The 23,316-nt window shown below is 60.7% G+C and carries 19 protein-coding genes; 13 read left to right on the forward strand and 6 right to left on the reverse strand.

The window, feature by feature from the left end:
* The first annotated feature begins 31 nt into the window (after positions 1-31).
* The 5 genes from prpC to ACSSVH_RS07350 all read left to right on the forward strand — a co-directional run bounded on the left by prpC (position 32) and on the right by ACSSVH_RS07350 (position 7,977).
* The gene (gene prpC / locus ACSSVH_RS07330; RefSeq protein WP_169954255.1) at positions 32-1,159 is read left to right on the forward strand and encodes a bifunctional 2-methylcitrate synthase/citrate synthase; all 1,128 of its coding nucleotides are present in this window, start codon (positions 32-34) and stop codon (positions 1,157-1,159) included.
* Between the two features lie 202 nt (positions 1,160-1,361).
* A complete protein-coding gene (gene acnD / locus ACSSVH_RS07335; protein ID WP_169954300.1) occupies positions 1,362-3,956 on the forward strand; it encodes a Fe/S-dependent 2-methylisocitrate dehydratase AcnD in 2,595 nt (864 codons plus the stop codon).
* Between the two features lie 11 nt (positions 3,957-3,967).
* The gene (prpF, locus tag ACSSVH_RS07340) at positions 3,968-5,158 is read left to right on the forward strand and encodes a 2-methylaconitate cis-trans isomerase PrpF (protein WP_169954253.1); all 1,191 of its coding nucleotides are present in this window, start codon (positions 3,968-3,970) and stop codon (positions 5,156-5,158) included.
* Positions 5,159-5,390: 232 nt separating this feature from the next.
* The gene (gene prpD / locus ACSSVH_RS07345) at positions 5,391-6,875 is read left to right on the forward strand and encodes a 2-methylcitrate dehydratase (protein WP_492634287.1); all 1,485 of its coding nucleotides are present in this window, start codon (positions 5,391-5,393) and stop codon (positions 6,873-6,875) included.
* Positions 6,876-7,041: 166 nt separating this feature from the next.
* The gene (locus tag ACSSVH_RS07350; RefSeq protein ID WP_492634288.1) at positions 7,042-7,977 is read left to right on the forward strand and encodes a hypothetical protein; all 936 of its coding nucleotides are present in this window, start codon (positions 7,042-7,044) and stop codon (positions 7,975-7,977) included.
* 54 nt (positions 7,978-8,031) lie between these two features.
* Here ACSSVH_RS07350 and ACSSVH_RS07355 read toward each other — a convergent pair whose 3' ends face one another.
* Genes ACSSVH_RS07355 through ACSSVH_RS07375 form a run of 5 tightly spaced genes read right to left on the reverse strand, consistent with a single transcriptional unit; the run spans position 8,032 to position 13,498 of the window.
* A complete protein-coding gene (locus ACSSVH_RS07355; protein ID WP_170043301.1) occupies positions 8,032-8,760 on the reverse strand; it encodes an alanyl-tRNA editing protein in 729 nt (242 codons plus the stop codon).
* Positions 8,761-8,762: 2 nt separating this feature from the next.
* On the reverse strand, positions 8,763-9,755 hold the full coding sequence (locus ACSSVH_RS07360; RefSeq protein WP_169954249.1) for a serine O-acetyltransferase: 993 nt from the start codon (positions 9,753-9,755) through the stop codon (positions 8,763-8,765).
* 23 nt (positions 9,756-9,778) lie between these two features.
* On the reverse strand, positions 9,779-10,693 hold the full coding sequence (locus ACSSVH_RS07365; RefSeq protein WP_170043302.1) for a PLP-dependent cysteine synthase family protein: 915 nt from the start codon (positions 10,691-10,693) through the stop codon (positions 9,779-9,781).
* Between the two features lie 25 nt (positions 10,694-10,718).
* Positions 10,719-12,578, reverse strand: a complete 1,860-nt coding sequence (moeB, locus tag ACSSVH_RS07370; RefSeq protein ID WP_492634289.1) for a molybdopterin-synthase adenylyltransferase MoeB — start codon at positions 12,576-12,578, stop codon at positions 10,719-10,721.
* Positions 12,579-12,604: 26 nt separating this feature from the next.
* Positions 12,605-13,498 carry a DMT family transporter gene (locus ACSSVH_RS07375; protein ID WP_169954285.1) on the reverse strand — a complete coding sequence of 298 codons (894 nt, stop codon included), beginning with the start codon at positions 13,496-13,498 and terminating at the stop codon, positions 12,605-12,607.
* Positions 13,499-13,658: 160 nt separating this feature from the next.
* On the opposite strand from ACSSVH_RS07375, the gene ACSSVH_RS07380 reads away from it, so the two are divergent.
* A complete protein-coding gene (locus ACSSVH_RS07380; protein ID WP_170043304.1) occupies positions 13,659-15,083 on the forward strand; it encodes an aminotransferase-like domain-containing protein in 1,425 nt (474 codons plus the stop codon).
* Positions 15,084-15,188: 105 nt separating this feature from the next.
* On the opposite strand, the gene ppsR is transcribed toward ACSSVH_RS07380, so the two are convergent.
* On the reverse strand, positions 15,189-16,007 hold the full coding sequence (ppsR, locus tag ACSSVH_RS07385; protein ID WP_076961191.1) for a posphoenolpyruvate synthetase regulatory kinase/phosphorylase PpsR: 819 nt from the start codon (positions 16,005-16,007) through the stop codon (positions 15,189-15,191).
* Between the two features lie 178 nt (positions 16,008-16,185).
* Here ppsR and ppsA point away from each other — a divergent pair, with 178 nt between their 5' ends.
* The 7 genes from ppsA (at position 16,186) to sigX (ending at position 23,227) form a co-directional block, all read left to right on the forward strand.
* The gene (gene ppsA, locus ACSSVH_RS07390; RefSeq protein WP_029298284.1) at positions 16,186-18,561 is read left to right on the forward strand and encodes a phosphoenolpyruvate synthase; all 2,376 of its coding nucleotides are present in this window, start codon (positions 16,186-16,188) and stop codon (positions 18,559-18,561) included.
* 99 nt (positions 18,562-18,660) lie between these two features.
* On the forward strand, positions 18,661-19,650 hold the full coding sequence (locus ACSSVH_RS07395) for an alpha/beta fold hydrolase (RefSeq protein WP_492634290.1): 990 nt from the start codon (positions 18,661-18,663) through the stop codon (positions 19,648-19,650).
* A 229-nt stretch (positions 19,651-19,879) separates the two neighbouring features.
* Positions 19,880-20,371 carry a ribonuclease E activity regulator RraA gene (gene rraA, locus ACSSVH_RS07400; RefSeq protein WP_170057727.1) on the forward strand — a complete coding sequence of 164 codons (492 nt, stop codon included), beginning with the start codon at positions 19,880-19,882 and terminating at the stop codon, positions 20,369-20,371.
* Positions 20,372-20,395: 24 nt separating this feature from the next.
* Positions 20,396-21,391, forward strand: a complete 996-nt coding sequence (locus ACSSVH_RS07405; RefSeq protein ID WP_169954243.1) for a zinc transporter ZntB — start codon at positions 20,396-20,398, stop codon at positions 21,389-21,391.
* Positions 21,392-21,476: 85 nt separating this feature from the next.
* Complete coding sequence (locus ACSSVH_RS07410) at positions 21,477-21,722, forward strand: hypothetical protein (protein WP_038442312.1); 246 nt, start codon at positions 21,477-21,479, stop codon at positions 21,720-21,722.
* A 2-nt stretch (positions 21,723-21,724) separates the two neighbouring features.
* The gene (locus ACSSVH_RS07415; RefSeq protein ID WP_169954242.1) at positions 21,725-22,549 is read left to right on the forward strand and encodes a mechanosensitive ion channel family protein; all 825 of its coding nucleotides are present in this window, start codon (positions 21,725-21,727) and stop codon (positions 22,547-22,549) included.
* An 87-nt stretch (positions 22,550-22,636) separates the two neighbouring features.
* Positions 22,637-23,227 (forward strand): RNA polymerase sigma factor SigX, encoded by a 591-nt coding sequence (sigX, locus tag ACSSVH_RS07420; protein ID WP_038442311.1) that lies wholly within the window; start codon positions 22,637-22,639, stop codon positions 23,225-23,227.
* The last annotated feature ends 89 nt before the right edge of the window (positions 23,228-23,316 follow it).

Consider the following 23,316-nt stretch of genomic DNA (forward strand, 5'->3'; position numbering starts at 1 on the left):
TCCCAGATAACTACAAAATTGGAGAAGAACCATGGCTGAAGCAAAAGTACTCAGTGGCGCCGGCCTGCGTGGCCAGGTGGCCGGGCAGACGGCACTGTCCACCGTGGGCCAGGCCGGTGCCGGCCTGACCTATCGCGGCTACGACGTGCGTGAACTGGCCGCCGACGCGCAGTTTGAAGAAGTCGCCTACCTGCTGTTGTACGGCGAATTGCCGAGCAAGGCCGAGCTGGCGGCCTACAGCGCCAAGCTGAGCAAGCTGCGTGACCTGCCCCAGGCGCTCAAGGAAGTGCTGGAGCGCATCCCCGCCGACGCCCACCCGATGGACGTGATGCGCACCGGTTGCTCGTTCCTCGGCAACATCGAGCCGGAACAAGACTTCAGCGTGCAGCGCGATGTCACCGACCGCCTGCTGGCCGCGTTCCCGGCGATCATGTGCTACTGGTACCGCTTCAGCCATGACGGCAAGCGCATCGACTGCGTGACCGACGAGCCGAGCATCGGTGGGCATTTCCTGCACCTGCTGCACGGCGAGAAGCCGAGCCCGCTGCACGAAAAAGTCATGAACGTGTCGCTGATCCTGTACGCCGAGCACGAGTTCAACGCCTCGACTTTCACCGCTCGTGTGTGTGCCTCGACCCTGTCCGACTTGTATTCCTGCGTCACCGCCGCCATCGGCTCGCTGCGCGGCCCGCTGCATGGCGGCGCCAACGAAGCGGCGATGGAAATGATCGAGCGTTTCTCCTCGGCCGAAGACGCCGTGAAAGGCACCCTCGGCATGCTGGAGCGCAAGGACAAGATCATGGGCTTTGGCCACGCGATCTATAAAGACAACGACCCGCGTAATGAAGTGATCAAGGGCTGGTCGAAAAAACTCGCCGATGAAGTGGGCGACAAGGTGCTGTTCCCGGTCTCCGAAGCCATCGACAAAACCATGTGGGAACAGAAAAAACTGTTCCCCAACGCCGACTTCTACCATGCCTCGGCGTACCACTTCATGGGCATCCCGACCAAGCTGTTCACGCCTATCTTCGTCTGCTCGCGCCTCACCGGCTGGGCGGCGCATGTGTTCGAGCAGCGTGCCAACAACCGCATCATCCGTCCAAGCGCCGAGTACATCGGCGTCGAGCAGCGCAAGTTCGTGCCAATCGAACGTCGCTGAATGAGGAGACCGACAATCCCGAATTGGTAACCGAATCAGAAGTGTGGGAGCGGGCTTGCTCGCGAATGCGGTGTAACAGTCACTGAATGTGTTGAATGACACACCACATTCGCGAGCAAGCCCGCTCCCACATTTTGACCTCATTCCAATTCTGGGTCGGTACAGGTCTTCCTTCTGTAACTACCGTGACCGAGTCCTGACGATGAACACTGAATTTCGCAAACCGCTCCCCGGCAGCCGCCTGGATTACTTCGACGCCCGTGCGGCTGTCGAGGCCATCACCCCCGGTGCCTACGCCACGCTGCCCTACACCTCCCGCGTGCTCGCCGAAAACCTGGTGCGCCGCTGCGACCCGGCGACGCTCAACGCGTCCCTGAGCCAGTTGATCGAACGCAAGCGCGACCTCGACTTTCCCTGGTTCCCGGCCCGTGTGGTATGCCATGACATCCTCGGCCAGACCGCCCTGGTGGACCTCGCCGGCCTGCGTGATGCCATCGCCCTGCAAGGGGGGGACCCGGCCCAGGTCAACCCGGTGGTGCCGACCCAACTGATCGTCGACCACTCCCTGGCGGTCGAGGCCGGTGGTTCTGACCCACAGGCCTTCGAGAAAAATCGCGCCATCGAAGACCGCCGCAACGAAGACCGTTTCCACTTTATCGAGTGGACCAAAAAGGCCTTCAAGAACGTCGATGTGATCCCGCCGGGCAACGGCATCATGCACCAGATCAACCTGGAGAAAATGTCCCCGGTGATCCAGGTGCGTGACGGCGTGGCCTTCCCGGATACTTGCGTCGGCACCGACAGCCACACCCCCCACGTCGACGCCCTGGGCGTGATCGCCATTGGCGTCGGCGGCCTGGAAGCCGAGAGTGTGATGCTTGGCCGCGCGTCGTGGATGCGCCTGCCGGAAAGCGTTGGCGTCGAACTGACAGGCAAGCTGCAACCGGGCATCACTGCCACCGACATGGTGCTGGCGCTGACCGAGTTCCTGCGCCAGCAGAAAGTCGTCGGTGCCTGGCTGGAGTTCTTCGGTGAAGGCGCTTCGGCCCTGACCCTGGGCGACCGCGCCACCATCTCCAACATGGCCCCGGAATACGGCGCCACGGCGGCGATGTTCTACATCGACGCGCAGACCATCGCCTACCTCAAGCTCACCGGTCGCGAAGACGAACAAGTCGCCCTGGTCGAGCAGTACGCACGGCACACCGGGCTGTGGGCCGATGACCTCAAGGGTGCGCAATACGAGCGTGGCCTGAGCTTCGACCTGTCCAGCGTCGTGCGCAATATGGCCGGCCCGAGCAACCCGCATGCACGTGTGGCTACCAGCGACCTGGCGGCCAAGGGCATTTCCGGGCAATGGGATGACGTGCCGGGGCAAATGCCCGACGGCGCGGTGATCATCGCTGCCATCACCAGTTGCACCAACACCAGCAACCCGCGCAACGTGATCGCCGCCGGCCTGCTGGCGCGCAATGCCAACAAGCTGGGGCTGGCCCGCAAGCCGTGGGTCAAGTCATCCCTGGCCCCGGGTTCGAAAACCGTGGCCATGTACCTCGACGAAGCCGGGCTGACCAGCGAGTTGGAGCAGTTGGGTTTTGGTGTCGTTGCCTTCGCCTGCACCACCTGCAACGGCATGTCCGGTGCACTCGACCCGGTGATCCAGCAAGAAATCATCGACCGCGACCTGTACGCCACCGCCGTGCTCTCGGGTAACCGCAACTTCGACGGGCGCATCCACCCGTACGCCAAGCAAGCGTTCCTGGCGTCGCCACCGCTGGTGGTGGCCTACGCGATTGCCGGCACCATCCGTTTCGATATCGAAAAAGACGTACTGGGCCTGGACGCGAGCGGCAAGGAAATCCGCCTGCAGGACATCTGGCCGAGCGACGAAGAAATCGACGCGGTGGTCAAGGCATCGGTCAAGCCTGAGCAGTTCCGCCAGGTCTACATCCCGATGTTCGCGATCCATGAAGACACCGGCCCGAAAGTCACCCCGCTGTACGACTGGCGCCCGCAAAGCACCTACATCCGTCGCCCGCCGTACTGGGAGGGCGCCCTGGCCGGTGCGCGTCCGCTCAAGGGCATGCGCCCGCTGGCGGTGCTGCCGGACAACATCACCACTGACCACTTGTCGCCGTCCAACGCGATCATGCTCGACAGCGCCGCCGGCGAATACCTGGCGAAAATGGGCTTGCCGGAAGTCGACTTCAACTCCTATGCGACGCACCGTGGCGACCACCTGACCGCCCAGCGCGCGACCTTTGCCAACCCCAAGCTGTTCAATGAAATGGTCCAGGAAAACGGCAAGGTCAAGCAGGGTTCCCTGGCGCGCATCGAACCGGAAGGCCGGGTCACGCGGATGTGGGAAGCCATCGAAACCTACATGGAGCGCAAGCAGCCGCTGATCATCATTGCCGGCGCCGACTACGGCCAGGGTTCGTCCCGCGACTGGGCGGCCAAGGGCGTGCGCCTGGCGGGTGTGGAAGCGATTGCCGCCGAAGGCTTCGAACGCATCCACCGCACCAACCTGGTGGGCATGGGCGTGCTGCCCCTGGAATTTTTGCCGGGCACCGACCGCAAGACTCTGCAGATCGATGGCAGCGAAACCTATGACGTAATCGGCGAGCGCACCCCGCGTGCGCAGTTGACCCTGGTGATCAACCGCAAGAATGGCGAACGTGTCGAAGTGCCAGTGACCTGCCGCCTGGACACCGCCGAAGAAGTGTCGATCTACGAGGCGGGCGGCGTGTTGCAGCGTTTTGCCCAGGACTTCCTGGAATCGGCGGCGACCGCCTGAAGAGGATAACCATGACACACGTAGCGCAAATCAAGATCGCCGCCACCTACATGCGTGGCGGCACCAGCAAGGGCGTGTTTTTCAACCTCAAGGACTTGCCCGAATCGGCCCAGGTCCCGGGGGCGGCGCGCGATGCCCTGCTGCTGCGGGTGATCGGCAGCCCCGACCCCTATGACAAGCAGATCGACGGCATGGGCGGTGCCACGTCGAGCACAAGCAAAACCGTGATCCTCGCCAAGAGCACCCGCGCCGAGCATGACGTGGACTACCTGTTTGGCCAGGTGTCCATCGACAAGCCTTTTGTCGACTGGAGCGGCAACTGCGGCAACCTGTCGGCAGCGGTGGGTGCATTCGCCATCAGTGCTGGCCTGGTGGACGCTGCGCGTATCCCCTCTAACGGCGTGGCCGTGGTGCGGGTTTGGCAGGCGAATATCGGCAAGACCATCATCGCCCATGTGCCGATCACCGACGGCGCGGTGCAGGAAACCGGCGACTTCGAGCTGGATGGCGTGACCTTCCCGGCGGCCGAAGTGCAACTGGAATTCCTCGACCCGGCAGCCGAAGAAGAGGGCGGCGGCGGTTCGATGTTCCCCACCGGCAACCTGATCGACGACCTGCAAGTGCCGGGTGTCGGCACCTTCAAGGCGACGCTGATCAACGCGGGGATCCCGACGATTTTTATCAACGCGCAAGACCTCGGCTACACCGGCACCGAGCTGCAAGGCGCGATCAATAGCGATCCGAAAGCCCTGGCCATGTTCGAGACAGTGCGGGCCCATGGGGCGTTGCGCATGGGCCTGATCAAGCACCTGGACGAAGCGGCCCAGCGCCAGCACACACCGAAGCTGGCGTTCGTGGCCAAGCCTGCGGATTACCTGGCCTCCAGTGGCAAGGCGATCAAGGCCGGCGATGTGGACCTGCTGGTGCGGGCGCTGTCCATGGGCAAGCTGCACCACGCGATGATGGGCACGGCCGCGGTGGCGATTGGCACGGCGGCGGCGATTTCCGGGACCCTGGTCAACCTCGCAGCGGGCGGTGTGGAACGCAATGCCGTGCGCTTCGGGCATCCGTCCGGCACCTTGCGCGTGGGCGCAGAGGCCAGCCAGGTCAACGGCGAATGGGTGGTGAAGAAGGCCATCATGAGCCGTAGTGCGCGGGTCTTGATGGAAGGCTACGTGCGCGTGCCCGGCGACGCATTCTAAAGCCGGCCCCAATGTGGGAGCGGGCTTGTGTGGGAACGGGCTTGCCCGCGATTGCGGCGTGTCAGTCACGCAGATACCAACTGATCCAGCGCTATCGCGGGCAAGCCCGCTCCCACAAGGGAGCGTCAGCGGCCTCTGGATTTATGTACGAGAGCAGGCATTCAGACCTGCCACAAACGACCAACCCTGAGCCTGAGGAAGGAACACACCCCACCTATTTTGGAGTACTGCCATGAGCGCCAACGTCGACCAGAACAACCGCCCCGACTATGACCAGGTTTTGCAGGACATCGCCGATTACGTCCTCAACTACCGCATCGACTCACGGGACGCCCTGGACACCGCCCGCAACTGCCTGATGGACACCCTCGGCTGCGGCCTGCTGGCCCTGCGCTTTCCTGAGTGCACCAAGCATTTGGGACCGATTGTCGAAGGCACAGTGGTGCCGTTCGGTGCCCGGGTGCCGGGTACGTCCTATCGCCTGGACCCGGTCAAGGCCGCGTGGGACATCGGCTGCATCGTGCGTTGGCTCGATTACAACGACACCTGGCTCGCTGCCGAATGGGGCCATCCTTCGGATAACCTCGGCGGCATCCTGGCCGTTGCCGATCACCTGTCGCAAAAACGCGTGGCCCATGGCGAGGCGCCGCTGACCGTGCGCGCGGTGCTGGAAGCGATGATCATGGCCCACGAAATCCAGGGCGTGATTGCCCTGGAAAACTCCTTCAACCGCGTCGGCCTCGACCATGTGCTGCTGGTCAAAGTCGCCTCTACGGCGGTCTGCGCCAAGTTGATGGGTGCCAATCGTGAGCAACTGCTGGCGGCGTTGTCCCAGGCGTTTGTCGATGGGCAGGCGCTGCGCACTTACCGTCACGCGCCGAATGCCGGGTCGCGCAAGTCGTGGGCGGCGGGGGATGCGTCGAGCCGTGGCGTGCGCCTGGCGGATATCGCCCTGCGCGGCGAGATGGGCATCCCGGGTGTGTTGAGCGCGCCGCAATGGGGTTTTTATGACGTGCTGTTCAGCCACACCAACAAGGACCTGGCCCTCAAGCCTGAGGACAAGCGCGCGTTCAGCCTGCCCCAGCCCTATGGCACTTATGTGATGGAAAACGTGCTGTTCAAGATCAGCTTTCCCGCCGAATTCCACGCCCAGACCGCCTGTGAAGCCGCCGTCACCTTGCACCCGCAGGTCAAGCAGCGCTTGCATGAAATCGAGCGCATCGTGATCACCACCCACGAGTCGGCCATTCGCATCATTTCCAAGGTCGGCCAACTGGCTAATGCGGCTGACCGCGACCACTGCCTGCAATACATGACCGCCGTGCCCCTGGCGTTTGGCAACCTGGTGGCCGAGCAGTACGAAGATGAATTCCATGCCGCGCACCCGATCATCGATGAGTTACGCAAAAAAATGGTCATCGTCGAAGACCTGCGTTACAGCCGCGAATACCTGGAAGCTGACAAGCGTTCCATTGCCAACGCGGTACAGGTGTTTTTCACCGATGGTTCGAGCACCGAACAGGTCGCGGTGGAATACCCGATCGGCCATCGTCGGCGCCGGGCGGATGGCATTCCGTTGCTGGAAGACAAGTTCAAGGCCAACCTGGCAACACGCTTCACCGCGCAGCGCAGCGCTGAGATTTTTGCACTGTGCAAGGACCAGGCACGGCTGGAAGGGACGCCGGTGAATCGGTTTGTGGATCTGTGGGTGATGTAATAAAAGCCGCTGCAAGGTGGCAGGATTTGCAGTCGACACACTTTGCCAATCGTATGTCCTACATCTTCGGAACCGTCTTCAGATAATTGCCAATCAGGTAGCCAGATGACCTTTTGTACCGGGTCGTCTGGCAAGCAATACCTGTGAATTAAATGAGAGGTTCGCCATGACTAGCGTAAACCAGCAGCAGTACGCGCCCTACCACGGCTATGAAATGCCCTCCAAGCCTGCATCCGCGCAGCCAGAAAACAGTGCCAAAACCCAGACTCCCGGCCAGACTCCAGCAGATTCAGCATCCCCTCGAAAGCCTATGACTGCACAGCAGCGCGGTCAGTTTGCGACCCACAAGGGCTTGGTCAACTCACCGTCATCTGCGACCAATACCGCCCCGGCCCAGCTCGCTCAGCTTTCCCAGCAAAACAATCAGCTGCGCGACCAGCTTAACCAGTTGGTGGCCAGGTTCTCGCCGATAATCACCGCGCTGCAGCAGCAAGTGGCTGAGCTGACTCAGCAAGTCAATACGATGCAAAAACCGCAGAAAGAGGACGCTCCATCCAATCAGCGCGCGGGTGAAAAACCAGCGGCTCGGCAGGACAGCACAGCGGTGCAGCAGGACGGAACAGCGCCTGCAGCATCGGCCCGCGCAGAAAGTACGCCGGCTTCAGGCCCCGAAGCGCCGGGTAATCTTGAGCAGTTGACTGCTGAAAATGACCAACTGCGTGAAACGGTCGAGCGGTTGCAAACCCAGTTCACGACGGTGGTTACCAGGCTGCAAGAGCAGATCCAGGCGTTGAGCCAGAAAATAACGGGGGCCGGTACTTCCGCAAACCAGGCTCCTAGCGCAGGCCCGAAGGCTGACAGCAATGCCGCGTCGGACTCTGCGCCGGCTGAGCAAGCGCCCCGTGCCAGGGACGCCACCCCATCGGCCCAGGCCGATGAAGCCACGGCGCCGTCGGCCCGCAGTGTTGATGATCTTATGCGCGAGAACGAGCAATTGCGCGCTCGCATCGATCAAATGATGACTGAGTTCACCCAGGTGATTTCCCAACTGCAACAGCAAATAGCGCAATTGAGTGCCCAGGTCAAAGCCCAGTCGAAGTAAGGGCAAACGTGTCGATAAGGGGAGGCTGGGCCTCCCTGTTGGCTGCTTGCCGATTCACTCGAACCGCAGGATCACCCGTCGGTTGTGCTTGCTCTTCTTCTCGATTTTTTCGCAGAACACCCGACCGATTTCCTCGGTGTTGACCACATGGGTGCCGCCACACGGCTGGATATCGATGTCGGCAATTTCTATCACCCGTACCGCGCCCTGGATCACCGGAGGCGCGACGGCCTGGGTGCGGGTGATTTGCAGCAGGGTGGAATATTCGGAGGCCGGCATCGACAGCGACTTGACCCCATGGGCCTGCTCGATCAAGGCATTGAGGTCGCGGGTGATGCTTTCCTTGTCGAGGGTCATTTCCGGCAGGTCGAAGTCCAGGCGGCCCTTGTCGGCGCTGATGCTGCAACCGGTTACCGGTGCGTCGATGATCGAGCACAACAGATGCAGGCAGGTGTGCATTTTCATGTGTTGGTAGCGACGCTCCCAGTCCAGGCCGGCATCTACCTGTACCCCCGCACGCAACGACTCGGGGCAGTGTTCCACTTGGTGCCAGATGATCGAGCGCAGGACCGGGTCGCGTACGGTGCCGGTCACATTGACCCGGCTGCCGTCCGGCAGGGTGAAGTAACCGGTATCGCCGGGTTGCCCACCGCCGGTGGGGTAGAACAGCGTGTGTTCGAGGGCCACGCCCTGTTCGCTGACGGCGATTACTCGGGCGCTGAAGGCGTTCTGGTAAGGCGCGCTGTCGAACAGCGCCAAGGTTTCCATGGTGTGTACGGACATGTTCATCCTCCAACGATCAGTGGGCTGGTTTGCAGCAGGCGCCGCACCATTGCGCTCAGCCCGGGTGGGGAGAGCAGGGTGACCTCGAACCTCGGTCCGCACACCTTCAGGTTCAGCGGCAGGCGCGGGGGGTAGGTGGGGGCCTGCAGCGTGCGCAGGCGAAACTGCAGGTGATGACGCTCCTTGACCGTGGGTTCCAGCACCAGGCCTGACAGTGGGTGGAAGTCGGCATCCAGCACCGTGACCCGGTGGCTGATGTTGACTTCGCCGACCACGTGCAGGCGCTCGTCGAGAGCAAATGCCCCGAGGTAATTGCTGGCGTCAGCTTCGTCGTTTTTCTGCAACTGGATCTGGTTGACCACCTTGACCTTGGTGCCCGCGGGCACGTCCTGGGTGATGACGCAGGAGGGGCTGATAAACACGTTGTCGCCAATCAGCACATACCCGAGCACCCTCGCGCCCGCGCCGACTTCCACGTTGTTGCCCAGGCGTGGGTGACGCTTGCCGTCCGGGTTGTTGGCGATGCCCCGGGCGCCCAGGGTCACGCCACACAGGATGTAGCAGTCATTGCCGATCTCGCAGGTCTCGCCGACCACCGTGCCAAAGCCATGATCCAGAACGAAGCGCCGGCCAATGCGGGCGGCGGGGTGGATTTCGGCGCCGGACAGGATCTTGCCCTGGTTGCTCAACGTCAGCGCGATCGCACAGAACTGGCCGTGGGCCTGGTCGGGTAGATTCCATACCCGATGCGCCAGCCGGTAATACAGCACGGCCTTGAATGAGGCGTAGGACTCCAGGATCAGTTCGCCGCGGCCCCTGGACGCCGGATCGCGCCAGGCATAGGCGATCAAGTCCTCGGCCACCTCCTGCGCGGCGGGCTGGATCAACGCCGCCAGGTGTGGCTGCAACTGTGCCATCTGCGCCGGCGACAGGGTCTTGATGAGGTGGGTCAGCAGCTCATCGTGCAGCTGTTGCATGTCGATAAAGCCTCCCATGGAAGGCACCCCCGTAATTGTCGTTATTCGAAGCAGGGCAGATAACTGTCGGCGCTGTCGTACACCATGGTCAGGACGACGGTGTCGGTGGGCAGTTCCGGTGCGAGCCTGGCGATGGCCACCATATTGGCGGCCGACGACAGCCCCAGGCTGATGGCATCGGTACGCATGATGCGTTTCATCATTTCCAGGCAATCGAGGCGCGAGACCTTGAGCATGCCGTCCAGCACGTTCAGGTTGAGAATGCTCGGGATCAGGCCGATGGACAGGCCCTGGATATGATGCGGCGCATGGCTATCACTTAGCAGGTCGCACTCCTCGGGCTCCACGCCCATCACGCGGATCTGCGGCCAGGTGGCCTTGAGGGTTTCACCGATCCCGGTGATGTGGCCCCCGGTGCCTATCCCGCTGACGAAATAGTCGACCTGGCGCTCGCCAAAGGCACGGATGATTTCCGGGGCGGTGGTGTCGCGGTGGGTCTGGGGGTTGGCGCCGTTGCGCTGTTGGTTGAGCATGACGAAGCTGGGGTTTTCCAGCTGCAACTCCATGCACTTTTCGCCATGGGAGTTATTGCCCAGGCGGCTATCGGACAGCACCACCTTGGCGCCATACAGGCGCAGCAGCTTTTGCTTTTCGGGGCTGTAGTTGTCGGGAATCACCAGCACTACTTTGTAGCCCAGCACGTTGCCGGCCATCACCAGGCCGATGCCCGTGTTGCCGCCGCTGGGTTCGATGATGGTTTGTCCCGAATCGCGAATCAGGATGCCCCGGCGCTCGGCGTCGAGGATCATTCCCAGGGCAATCCGTGCCTTGTGGCTACCGCCCGGGTTCAGGGATTCAAGCTTGGCGAAGACCTCGATGCCGAGGTCTTCGGAGAATTGTTCCAGGCGCACGATAGGCGTTTGGCCAATGGCGTCGAGTATGGAGTTATGCAGCATCGGATAAGTACCCCAAGGCCTGTGGTCAGTACAACGGCATGTCGGGTTCGACGTCGCGTACCCAGTGTTTCATGCCGCCTTGCAGCACCCGGGTGTTGGCAAAGCCTGCGGCCAGCAACGTACTGGCGGCTTGCTCGGCGCGGCTGCCGGCATAGCAGATCAGGTAATGGGTGTTGTCACGGCTGAGGGTATCGAGTTGCTCGTCAAGCTGGGCCAGGGGGATGTGCACCACGCCGGGCAGTTGGCAGACCTCCAGCTCGCTGGCGTCGCGTACATCCAGCAGGATATCGGCGCTGCGGCGCTGCTCCAGCAGTTGCTTGAGCACCTGGGGCTTGATGTAGTGCTCTTCTGCCAGGCCCTGGGTGCTGCGGAGGGTATCGGCACACACGGCGGCGGGTTGGTGTTCTTCACGCAAGTCGGAACAGCACGGGCAGTCGGCGCGGCGCTTGAAACGCAGTTCACTGAATTTCATGGCCAGGGCATCAAAGCGCATCAACCGGCCGGACAAGGACTCGCCGAGGCCGATCAACAGCTTGATCGCCTCGGTGGCCTGGATCATCCCTACCACACCGGGCAATACACCGATCACCCCACCGGCGCTGCAATTGGGCGCCAGTTCCGCGGGTGGCGCGTGGGGGTACAGGCAGCGGTAGCAGGGCCCGCCTTGATAGTTGAACACGCTGATCTGGCCGTCGAAGCGGTAGATCGCGCCGTACACCAACGGCTTGCCCAACTGTACGCAGGCATCATTGACCTGGTAGCGGGTCTCGAAGTTGTCAGTACCATCGATCACCAGGTCGTAGGCGCCGACCAGTTCCAGGGCGTTGTCGGCATTCAGCGCGGTGTCGTAGGTGTTGATTCGGATATGGGCGTTGAGGTCCTGCAGCCGGCGCTTGGCGGATTCGACCTTGGGCAGGCCCAGGGTGCTGTTGCCGTGCACGACCTGGCGTTGCAGGTTGCTGCTTTCCACCACATCGAAGTCCACCAGCCCCAGGGTGCCGATGCCGGCTGCGGCCAGGTACAGGCTGATGGGCGAGCCCAGGCCACCGGTACCGATGATCAGCACCTTGGCTTTCTTCAGGTTCAGTTGCCCTTCGCGGCCGACGCCGGGCAGGGTGATATGGCGCACATAGCGCTGCACTTCCTCGTTGCTCAGGGACTCGATGTCCATGCCGCCGGAGGTGGCGAGCAGCACTTCGATTTTTGCTTTTTCGGGCAGCGGCTCGTCGGGATCGATCAGTTCTTCCCCGGTCGTGAACAGGAAGTGTTCCTTTAGCCGGCCGTTGTTCTCGTGGAACAGGTGCGCCCGCAGATGCGGGTAGCGGGCACAGAGGCCTTCAATGACTTCGCGCAATGTCGATCCGGCACCCTCGAGGGTCGATTCTGGCAACTTGGCCACACGGGCCAGGATGTCGGGGAAAGAGACAGCGTTCATGTACAACTCCGTTTGCAGGTCGTTGAAGGGGTTGAGGGCGAAGTGCGTGCCATCCCAGGCAAACAGCTTCGACCCAAGGGCCTTGCCCTGGCGGACATCCACCACCAGGTAGCTGACGGGGTAGATCGGTTCCCCCATGTAGAGGGCCTTGTCCTGATCCTCGTCGCTGAAATAGGCACCGACATCCGGGTGGGAGTGGTAGATCACCACCACCGGGTTATCCGTGCGAAAGGCCTTGTTCATCAGCAGCGTGTCGGTCACCGAGAAGGTGTAGCCGTTGGCCGCGCTGCGGGGGTAGGCCTCGGGGTTCTTGCGGTGTAACTCGTTCTGGATATTGCTGCCCAGGTACACACTGCCGTCGGCGAAGACAAAGCCGCAGCACTCTTCGGGGTAGGTGCTGCTGGCGTGGGCGTAGATCTGTGCCAGGGCGGTTTGGCGGAGGACGTCCATGTTTCTCTCGCGTGGTGGGGAAAGGGTCAATTGGGTTTTGCCAGCAGCTTTTCGATCGGCAACTTGGTGATGGCAAAGCCGACCAGCAGGATCGCCGAATACAGCATCAGGTCCCGGGACAGTTCCAGGCCTTCGTACCAGGCGCCGATGATCACGGCGAACACCGGGAAAATAATGAAGACGAACGACAGGATGATCGGGCTCAGGCGCTTGAGCAGCATGAAGTACACGATAAACCCACCGACCGAGGCCACCAGGCCCAGGTAGAACAGGGCGCTCCAGGAACGCAGGGTAATGGCCTCGAAGGTCGGTGATTCAAACCACAGCCCGGCGACGAACAGCATCAGCCCGGCAATCCCGATGGGCAGGGTGTTGTAGGTGATCACACTGATGGCGCTGCCTTTTTGCTTGGTAATGACATAGCACAAGGCATGCATGATCGCGGCGCTCAGAATGGCCAGGACGCCAAAGAACTCGGCATGGTCAAGGTGCAGTCCCTGGCTCTTGATGATCATGTACAGGCTGGCGAAACCGATGCCGATCCCCACGACCTGGGAAAAGTAGATGCGCTCGCGCAGGAACAGCGCGGAGAAGATCAGGATGAACACCGGCATGCAACTGAACAGCAGGGCGGTGAGGCCGGACGAGACGTGCATCTCGCCATAGTTGAGCAGGTAGTAGGGCACGCTGAAATAGCAAAGGGTCACGAACACAAAGAACCAGCGGCTTTCCCGTGGAAACAGGATCGGCTCGCGACGCAGGAAGGCAAAACACAGGAACAGCGGGAAGGCGATCAAAAAGCGCAGGCCCGCCGACGTCAGGGGCGGCACGCTTTCCACGGCGATCTTGATCCCTAGCCAGGTGGTGCCCCAGCTCAGGCAGACAATCAGGAACATCACACTGGTGATCAGGCCAGCCAGCCATTGTTTGGGGGATTTGGTTTTTTCGGAATTTTCGAGAACGGCGGACATTGGCATCGTTTATTGCTTCCCTGAGCCGGAATTGAACTCTATATTGGACTTGTAATTAGAGGTTTCACCCGGTGATTGAACCCGTAAAAGCACACTATTAGGGCGAATGATGGCTGTCAAAACAAATATTGACATGGTGTCAATTATGCGAGAGGGACTGTCCAGTGGGCAGGGCGTGAAGTACAAACGCCTGTCTGATGTGATGGAGCGGGGCATCCTCGAGGGCTTGATCGAACCAGGGCGCAAACTGCCGCCTCATCGGGTGCTTTCCGACAACCTGGGGGTGACCATCGGCACGATCAGCCGCGCCTACGGCGAACTGGAACGCCTGGGCCTAGTGGTGGCGCGGGTGGGCGACGGCACATTCGTGCGCAAGCGTGGGATGGAGCGCCAGCGCGACGAAGGCTTTCGCAACGTCAGCGAGGAACCGCGCCAGTACTTCGATATGAGCCGCAATATGCACATCCCGGGGCAGGAGACCACGTTCCTGGCCCAGAGCTTTGAAACCCTGGCCACCAATGCCAAGTTCCTGCAGGACATCAGTGCCTACACCCCGGACGCCGGCTTGCCCCGCTACCGCGCGGCGGGCGCGCAATGGTTGGTGCAGCGTGATTTTCATCCGATTCCCGAGCAGGTCATCTGTGTCAACGGCGGCCAGCATGGTTTGTTGTGCGCGTTGATGGCGTTGGTGCGCGCGGGCGATACAGTCGTCACCGAGCAGTTGACCTATCCCGGTCTGATCACTGCCGCACGGATGCTTGGCATCCGCCTGATCGGCCTGGAAATGGACGAGGAGGGTGTGCTGCCGACGGCCCTGGAGGAGGTGTGTCGTAATCACCGGGTTTCTGCCCTGTACTGCACGCCGACTATCCAGAATCCGACGACGGCAGTCTTGTCGGTTGCCCGTCGCGAGGCGCTGGCCAGGGTCTGCCGTGAGCACAACCTGCTGATCCTGGAGGACGAGGCCCATGGTGTGTTGGTGGAGGACCGCCCGCCGCCCCTGAGTCATTTTGCCCCGGAGCGCACGATTCTGATCAGCAGCCTGAGCAAGGCGGTATCGGCGGGCTTGCGCGTGGGGTATGTGCATGCGCCGCCGGCGTTGGTCAGCCGTATTTCCGCAGCGCTGCGCTCAACCTGTTGGATGGCCACCCCTGTGACCCTGGAACTGGCCACGCAGTGGATTGAAAACGGCACGGCAGCGCATCTGTTGCGTCAGCAGATCCACGAAATCAGCCGGCGCAAGGCGTTGGTCGAGGACCTGCTGAGCGGCCTGGAATACCGGACGCACCCCAATAGCCCGCACTTCTGGATTGAAGTCCCGGAGCCATGGCGTGCGTCGGAAATAGAGGCTGAGCTCAAGCAGAACAATTACCTGATCGCCACGGCCGAGGCCTTCGCCGTGGGGCAGACGGCCGTGCCGCAGTTTATTCGGGCGAGTATCTGCAATACGTCTGGGGATGATCAGTTGCTAAGGGCAGGGTTTGATGCGCTGGCCACGGCGCTGGGGCAGGGTGGGGACCGGTTTCATCTGTGAGGCTGGGTTATCGTTGATCGCAGGCAAGTCGAATTGTCCCACCGCAGCTCCCGCATTTGACGTGTGAACCCGATCAAATATGGGAGCTGGCTCAAGCAATGCAAATTACTTGAAGCGCCGCTCGACGCCCTTTTCCACAAGGATCTTCGCCGAAATCTCTTCCACCGAAAAATGCGTGGAATTGATGTGCGCAATGTTCTCCCGACGGAATAGATTTTCCACTTCCCGCACCTCGAACTCGCACTGGGCATAGCTCGAATAGCGGCTGTTGGGCTTGCGTTCATTACGGATCGCTGTCAGGCGGTCCGGGTCGATGGTCAGGCCGAACAGCTTGTGCTGATGGGTGCGCAGCACCGCCGGCAGTTGCAGGCGCTCCATGTCGTCCTCGGTCAGCGGGTAGTTGGCCGCGCGGATACCGAATTGCATGGCCATATACAGGCAGGTCGGGGTCTTGCCGCAGCGCGACACGCCGACCAGGATCAGGTCGGCCTTGTCGTAGTAATGGGTGCGGGCGCCGTCGTCGTTGTCCAGGGCGAAGTTGACCGCCTCGATCCGCTCCATATAGTTGGAGTTGTGGCCAATGGAATGGGACTTGCCTACGGAGTACGAGGAGTGTTCGCTCAACTCCTGTTCCAGGGGCGCTAGGAAGGTCGAGAAGATGTCGATCATGAAACCATTGGAGGTCGCGAGGATCTCACGGATGTCCTGATTGACGATGGTGTCGAAAATGATCGGGCGCACACCGTCTTTTTCGGCGGCCAGATTGATTTGTTGTACCATGGCCCGCGCTTTATCCACGTTATCGATATAAGGCCGGGTAAATTTGGCAAAGGTAATGCTTTCGAACTGCGCCAGCAGGCTCTGACCCAGGGTTTCGGCGGTAATGCCGGTGCCATCGGAGATAAAGAAAGCAGATCGTTTCATTTGAGCCTTGGGCCTTAAGCTGATGACGAATCTTGGATATGATAGGCGCGATTTTGCCGTCCCACAGTGGGCCGCATTCTCACTTATTTTCCAGGTCCAGGCCACAAACGCCGGTAAATGCTCCTACTGAGCCGCCGGCGCCCTGAGCTTTTCCAACACAGTTAGTGGAGAGATCACCTTGGTAGAGTACGTAGTTTCCCTCGATAAGCTCGGCGTCCATGATGTAGAGCATGTGGGGGGCAAGAACGCATCCCTCGGCGAGATGATCAGTAATCTTGCGGGCGCTGGTGTCTCGGTGCCCGGTGGTTTCGCCACCACGGCCCAGGCATACCGCGATTTCCTCGAACTGAGCGGCCTCAACGACCAGATCCACGCTGCCCTGGACGCGCTGGACGTCGATGACGTCAATGCCCTGGCCAAGACCGGCGCACAGATCCGCCAGTGGATCATGGAAGCCGAGTTCCCCGAGAAGCTCAACGCCGAAATCCGCACAGCCTTCGCCACCTTGTCGGCCGGCAACCCGGACATGGCCGTCGCCGTGCGTTCCTCGGCCACCGCCGAAGACTTGCCGGACGCCTCGTTCGCCGGCCAACAGGAAACCTTCCTGAATATCCGTGGCGTGGAAAACGTTATCCGTGCAGCCAAGGAAGTATTTGCCTCGCTGTTTAACGACCGCGCCATTTCCTACCGTGTACACCAGGGTTTCGACCACAAGTTGGTAGCGTTGTCTGCCGGCGTACAGCGCATGGTGCGTTCGGAAACCGGTACTGCCGGCGTGATGTTCACCCTGGATACCGAATCGGGCTTCCGTGACGTGGTGTTCATCACCGGCGCCTACGGCCTGGGCGAAACCGTCGTACAAGGCGCGGTCAACCCGGACGAGTTCTACGTGCACAAGCACACCCTTGAGGCCGGTCGCCCGGCGATCCTGCGCCGCAACCTGGGCAGCAAGGCCATCAAGATGATCTACGGCGACGAGGCCAAGGCCGGTCGCTCGGTGAAAACCGTTGATGTCGACAAGGCCGAGCGTGCGCGCTTTTGCCTCAGCGATGCTGAAGTCAGCGAATTGGCCAAGCAGGCGATGATCATCGAGAAGCACTACAAGTGCCCGATGGACATTGAATGGGCCAAGGACGGCGACGACGGCAAGCTGTACATCGTCCAGGCCCGTCCGGAAACCGTGAAGAGCCGCACCTCGGCCAATGTCATGGAACGCTACCTGTTGAAAGAAACCGGCACCGTGCTGGTAGAGGGCCGTGCCATCGGTCAGCGCATCGGTGCGGGCAAGGTGCGGATCATCAAGGACGTGTCCGAGATGGACAAGGTCCAGCCAGGTGACGTGCTGGTCTCCGACATGACCGACCCGGACTGGGAACCCGTGATGAAGCGCGCGAGCGCCATCGTCACCAACCGTGGCGGGCGTACCTGCCACGCGGCGATCATCGCCCGTGAGCTGGGGATCCCGGCAGTGGTGGGTTGTGGCAACGCCACCCAACTGCTCAAGGATGGCCAGGGCGTCACCGTGTCCTGCGCCGAAGGCGATACCGGCTTCATCTTTGAAGGTGAGCTGGGCTTCGATATCAAGCAAAACTCCATCGACGCCATGCCGGACCTGCCGTTCAAGATCATGATGAACGTCGGCAACCCCGACCGCGCCTTCGACTTTGCGCAGTTGCCGAACGCCGGTGTGGGCCTGGCCCGCCTGGAGTTCATCATCAACCGCATGATCGGCGTGCACCCCAAGGCCCTGTTGAACTACGACGGCCTGCCGGTGGAAATCAAGGACAGCGTCGACAAGCGCATCGCCGGCTACAACGACCCGGTGGGCTTCTACGTCGAGAAGCTGGTGGAAGGCATCAGCACCCTGGCGGCGGCCTTCTGGCCGAAGAAAGTCATCGTGCGCCTGTCCGACTTCAAGTCCAACGAATACGCGAACCTGATCGGCGGCAAGCTCTACGAGCCGGAAGAAGAAAACCCGATGCTGGGCTTCCGTGGCGCCTCGCGTTACATCAGCGAAGCATTCCGTGACTGCTTCGAGCTCGAGTGCCGCGCCCTCAAGCGTGTGCGCAACGAGATGGGCCTGACCAACGTCGAGATCATGGTGCCCTTCGTGCGTACCCTGGGCGAAGCGAGCCAAGTCGTTGACCTGCTGGCCGAGAACGGTCTGACCCGCGGCGAAAACGGCCTGCGCGTGATCATGATGTGCGAGCTGCCTTCCAACGCCATCCTCGCCGAAGAGTTCCTGGAGTTCTTCGATGGATTCTCCATCGGTTCCAACGACCTGACCCAGTTGACCCTGGGCCTGGACCGTGACTCCGGGATCATCGCGCACCTGTTTGACGAGCGTAACCCTGCGGTCAAGAAGCTGCTGGCCAACGCCATCCAGGCCTGTAACAAGGCCGGCAAGTACATCGGCATCTGCGGCCAAGGCCCTTCCGATCACCCGGACCTGGCCAAATGGCTGATGGAACAGGGCATCGAAAGCGTCTCGCTGAACCCCGATTCCGTGCTGGAAACCTGGTTCTTCCTGGCTGAAGGTCAAGCCTCGGCGTAATTGCCATTTGCCGGCCAGCCAGTGCGGCTGGCCGGCATTTCTCATTCTGTACAGGGCGGAACTCCTACCGGACGCCGCCCTTTTTTGTGCAAGAACATTATGCAAAGCAGCAGCAACCTGTTTCCCGTCGCCTTGATCAGCGCTGAGCGTCGTGGCGACCTGAGTGAAGATGTCTATCGCCTCAAGCCTGGCAACAGCCCCGACAGCACCGTAGAGCTGGCGGTGACACGCCTGGGCCTGGCCGATGTCGCGCAAAGCCGTGGCATACCGGTGGTGCTGGTGCATGGCAGCTTTTCCAACCGGCGCTTCTGGTATTCGCCCAAAGGTATCGGCCTGGGGGCGTACCTGGCGCGCCAGGGCTTTGATGTATGGATCCCGGAAATGCGCGGCCACGGGCTTTCCCAGCGCAACCAGGACTACGCCAAGAATCGTGTCGCCGACTATGCTCGTTACGATTTGCCAGCCATTGCCGCCTTTGTGCGTGAGCAAAGTGCGCAGATCCCGCACTGGATCGGCCATTCGTTGGGTGGCACGACTCTGGCGGCAGCCTTGGGCGGCCACTATCTGGGCGCGCCGGCGGTGGCGTCGGTGGCGTTGTTTGGCTGCCAGGTCAGCCGCACTTACTGGCCGTTGAAGATTCCGCCGGTGGAGTGGGGTGGACGCTTGATCCTCAAGCGCTTTGCCCAGCTCTCCGGCTCGCGCCTCAAGCGTGGTCCGGAAGACGAGCCTATCGGCCTGGCCCTGGAAAGCATGCGCTGGCATGGCTTGTTCGGGCGTTTCGGCGATGCCGAGCGCGACTGGTGGAAAGGCCTGGCCGAGGTCGATGTGCCGCTACTGGCCGTGAGCGCCGCTGGCGATCATCAGGATCCGGACTGGGCCTGCCGCAAGCTGTTTGAGCAGGTGGGCAGCGAGCATCGCCAGTATCTGTGCCTGGGGCGCAAGCATGGGTTCAGCGGTGATTTCGGGCATGTCGAGATGCTGGTCAGCAAAGCGGCGCAGGCCGAAGTATGGCCACTGGTGCAGCGCTGGCTGAAAGATCCCCTGACACCTCCGGTGGGTGCACAGGCGCAGGTGCCTGCGACTGTCTGAGAAAAGGCTCTAAAGAGGGCGTTTCGCTTGAAGTGGCTTACGGCTAAGATATGACGCACCGAGCTATTTTGGTCATATTCAGTCGCGCAGTGGCTATTGCGTTACAGTCTGGTGGGTCTGATCATTGTCGCCCTTGCAGCGGCAGGTCTTAAAGAATGCCCGTTGCGATGCGTTTTCTTGATGTGGCTGTGGATGTTCGACACCTTCTTTCACCGACAGGAGTTTCTCGATGAACCATTACGTTACCCCCGACCTGTGTGACGCCTACCCGGACCTGGTGCAGGTGCTGGAGCCGATGTTCGCCAACTTTGGGGGCCGGGACTCCTTCGGTGGGCAGATCGTGACCGTCAAGTGTTTTGAGGACAACTCCCGGGTCAAGGAACAGGCCGAGCTGGACGGCACTGGCAAAGTGCTGGTGGTCGACGGTGGTGGTTCGCTGCGTTGCGCCTTGCTGGGCGACATGATCGCTGATCGAGCCGCAAAGAATGGTTGGGAGGGCTTGGTGATCTACGGTTGTGTGCGTGACGTTGACGTACTGGCGCAGACCGACCTGGGCGTGCAGGCCCTGGCCAGCCACCCTAAAAAGAGTCATCGCCAGGGTGTGGGTGACGTGGGCGGGGCCGTGACCTTTGCCGGCGTGACATTGCGTCCAGGCGAATATGTCTATGCCGATAATAATGGCGTGATTGTTTCGCCAAGCCCTTTGAAAATGCCTGAATAACTGCAGCAGCCGACAGGGGTGAGGATGTTCGAGGAAGAAAACGCGCAGTGGGGGCTGGTGCATGCCCTGGTGCTGGACGGTAAAGGCGGTGCGCGTTCAATTGCCCGGACTGAGCTTGACGAGCTGCAACTGCAGCCTCAGGAAAGCCTGTGGCTGCATTGGGATCGCAGTCATCCCCAGACCCAGACCTGGTTGCGCAAATCCAGTGGCCTGAGCGAGTTTGCCTGTGACCTGCTGCTGGAGGAGAACACCCGCCCGCGTCTGCTGCCGTTGCCGGACGACGAATTGCTGCTGTTTCTGCGCGGGATCAACCTCAACCCAGGAGCCGAGCCGGAAGACATGGTGTCGGTGCGTATCTTTGCTTCGGCTGACCGGGTCATCTCTCTGCGTCTGCGGCCATTGCGCGCCACCGATGAGTTGCTGGTGCAGTTGGCGGATGGTAAAGGCCCCAGGACTGCTTCCGAGCTGATCCTGTACATGGCGCAGTACCTGACCCATAAAGTGCAGGATCTGGTCAGTGACCTGTCTGAAATTGTCGATATCGAAGAAGAAAAACTCGATACCGACGAACGGTATACCCCGGAGCATGGCAGTGTCCTGCAGATCCGTCGGCGTGCCGCCGCGCTCAAGCGTTTTTTGGCGCCGCAGCGCGATATTTTCGCGCAACTGACACGCATAAAACTGCCATGGTTTGCCGATGACGATGCTGACTATTGGAATGAATTGAATAACAGCCTGACCCGTTACCTGGAAGAGCTGGAACTGAGCCGGGAGCGCGTGGGGCTGGTGCTGGAGGCCGAGGATCGGCGTTTGAGCGTGCGCATGAACCGCACCATGTACCGCTTCGGGATCATCACCGGGATCTTTTTGCCGATGAGTTTTCTGACAGGGTTGCTGGGGATCAACGTGGGCGGAATTCCGTTCTCCGAGAGCCCATATGGTTTCGCGCTAGCGTGCCTGTTGATGGTCTCGGTGGCCCTTGGGCAGTGGTGGTTGTTTCGACGTTTACGCTGGGTTTGACCTGAACGTGACCTGAACGGCGGGAGAGGTCATGTGACCCGACGAATTTTGCCCTCGTCTTTTAACTCACTTGCGAGAGGTCCCTATGCACGATCCGTTTGAACAGTCTCTGCGTGACATGCTTAATGCTTCGCCGTCCAACCGTGACGACGACGCTTGCCTGGGCCGCGTACTGAAAACTGCCAACCGCCAGGTAGGTGCGGGCGATCTGTTTGGTCTGCTCGGCCGCTGGGTGCCGGCATTGATGATGGCCCTGAACAATGGTTCGGCCCACGTATCACCTGTTTCTCGTCGTAAACCTATTGCTCGCACTGCTGATAAGGCTGATTGAATATGGAACTTGATCTCTGGACGCAGAGTCTGGTCACTGCAATGACTGCGTTGTGGACCAAGGTGGCGAATTTCATTCCCAACCTGTTTGGTGCGCTGGTGTTGGTGCTGCTGGGTTTTGTCGTGGCCAAGCTGCTCGACACCCTGCTCTCAAAATTGCTCGCCAAGCTGGGCCTCGATCGCCTGATGGCCGGCACCGGATTGACCAAGCTGCTGGGGCGTGCAGGGCTGCAAGTGCCGATCTCGACACTGATCGGCAAGATCGTCTATTGGTTTGTTTTGCTGATTTTTCTGGTTTCTGCGGCGCAATCACTTGGACTTGAGCGAGTTTCAGCTACGCTCGACATGCTGGCGCTGTATTTGCCGAAGGTATTCGGCGGCGCGCTGGTGTTGCTGGTGGGGGTTTTGCTGGCGCAACTGGCCAATGGGCTGGTACGCGGCGCTGCCGAAGGAGTGGGCCTGGACTATGCCAGCGGCCTGGGGCGAATCGCCCAGGGGCTGGTAATCATCATCAGTATTTCGGTGGCGATCAGCCAGTTGGAGGTCAAGACTGACCTACTCAACCATGTGATTGTGATCGTTTTGATTACCGTTGGTCTGGCCGTTGCACTGGCCATGGGGTTGGGAAGCCGGGGAATTGCCGGTCAGATTCTTGCGGGAATCTATGTGCGTGAGTTGTATCAGGTTGGGCAACACGTGCGTGTTGGCGAGGTCGAAGGGCAGATTGAAGAGATCGGTACGGTGAAAACCACGGTGCTGACCGATGATGGCGAACTAGTGTCGCTGTCCAATCGGGTTCTGCTGGAACAGCAGGTCAATAGCCGCTAACCCGGTAAACCCTGCTAATGTACGCCGCCGCAAACCTGGGTATCCAGGCTGTGGCGGACATTGACCTGACTGTCGGCACGACTTGTTTTGAATAAAGCCCAAACGCTGTCCACGCGCTATGACCCCCGTGAGCTCTCTGATGAGGAGTTGGTCGCGCGCTCGCACACGGAGCTGTTTCACGTAACACGCGCGTACGAAGAATTGATGCGCAGGTATCAACGCACTCTGTTCAACGTTTGTTCAAGATATTTAGGGAACGATCGTGATGCGGATGATGTCTGTCAGGAAGTGATGCTCAAGGTGTTGTATGGCCTGAAGAACTTCGAGGGTAAATCGAAGTTCAAAACCTGGCTCTACAGCATCACGTACAACGAGTGCATCACGCAGTATCGTAAGGAACGGCGAAAGCGTCGCTTGATGGACGCGTTGAGCCTGGACCCCCTTGAGGAGGCGTCTGAAGAAAAGACGCCGGCACCCGAGGAGAAGGGCGGGCTTGATCGCTGGTTGGTGCATGTGAATCCAATTGACCGGGAAATTCTGGTGCTACGATTTGTCGCAGAACTGGAATTTCAGGAAATTGCTGACATTATGCATATGGGTTTGAGTGCTACAAAAATGCGTTACAAACGTGCTCTTGATAAATTGCGTGAGAAATTTGCGGACAGTACTGAAACTTAGTTCGGTGCAAATATCTCTTACGTGTAGGCAAGTTCTGTTAGACTTGTCGCCGAGTTGTCCCCCGGTATGTGGGACTGCTTTACAATCAC

It is taken from the genome of Pseudomonas sp. HC1(2025) (assembly GCF_058742075.1).

Excerpts from the sequence above, each read along its gene's own strand:
- prpF (WP_169954253.1), top strand. The coding sequence starts at position 3,968 with ATGACACACGTAGCGCAAATCAAGATCGCCGCCACCTACATGCGTGGC.
- ACSSVH_RS07365 (WP_170043302.1), bottom strand. The coding sequence starts at position 10,693 with ATGCTGCATAACTCCATACTCGACGCCATTGGCCAAACGCCTATCGTG.
- ACSSVH_RS07360 (WP_169954249.1), bottom strand. The coding sequence starts at position 9,755 with ATGGGAGGCTTTATCGACATGCAACAGCTGCACGATGAGCTGCTGACC.
- ACSSVH_RS07350 (WP_492634288.1), top strand. The coding sequence starts at position 7,042 with ATGACTAGCGTAAACCAGCAGCAGTACGCGCCCTACCACGGCTATGAA.
- ACSSVH_RS07405 (WP_169954243.1), top strand. The coding sequence starts at position 20,396 with ATGTTCGAGGAAGAAAACGCGCAGTGGGGGCTGGTGCATGCCCTGGTG.
- prpC (WP_169954255.1), top strand. The coding sequence starts at position 32 with ATGGCTGAAGCAAAAGTACTCAGTGGCGCCGGCCTGCGTGGCCAGGTG.
- ppsR (WP_076961191.1), bottom strand. The coding sequence starts at position 16,007 with ATGAAACGATCTGCTTTCTTTATCTCCGATGGCACCGGCATTACCGCC.
- rraA (WP_170057727.1), top strand. The coding sequence starts at position 19,880 with ATGAACCATTACGTTACCCCCGACCTGTGTGACGCCTACCCGGACCTG.
- ACSSVH_RS07395 (WP_492634290.1), top strand. The coding sequence starts at position 18,661 with ATGCAAAGCAGCAGCAACCTGTTTCCCGTCGCCTTGATCAGCGCTGAG.
- prpD (WP_492634287.1), top strand. The coding sequence starts at position 5,391 with ATGAGCGCCAACGTCGACCAGAACAACCGCCCCGACTATGACCAGGTT.
- ACSSVH_RS07415 (WP_169954242.1), top strand. The coding sequence starts at position 21,725 with ATGGAACTTGATCTCTGGACGCAGAGTCTGGTCACTGCAATGACTGCG.
- ACSSVH_RS07380 (WP_170043304.1), top strand. The coding sequence starts at position 13,659 with ATGGCTGTCAAAACAAATATTGACATGGTGTCAATTATGCGAGAGGGA.
- moeB (WP_492634289.1), bottom strand. The coding sequence starts at position 12,578 with ATGGACGTCCTCCGCCAAACCGCCCTGGCACAGATCTACGCCCACGCC.
- ACSSVH_RS07355 (WP_170043301.1), bottom strand. The coding sequence starts at position 8,760 with ATGTCCGTACACACCATGGAAACCTTGGCGCTGTTCGACAGCGCGCCT.
- ACSSVH_RS07410 (WP_038442312.1), top strand. The coding sequence starts at position 21,477 with ATGCACGATCCGTTTGAACAGTCTCTGCGTGACATGCTTAATGCTTCG.
- acnD (WP_169954300.1), top strand. The coding sequence starts at position 1,362 with ATGAACACTGAATTTCGCAAACCGCTCCCCGGCAGCCGCCTGGATTAC.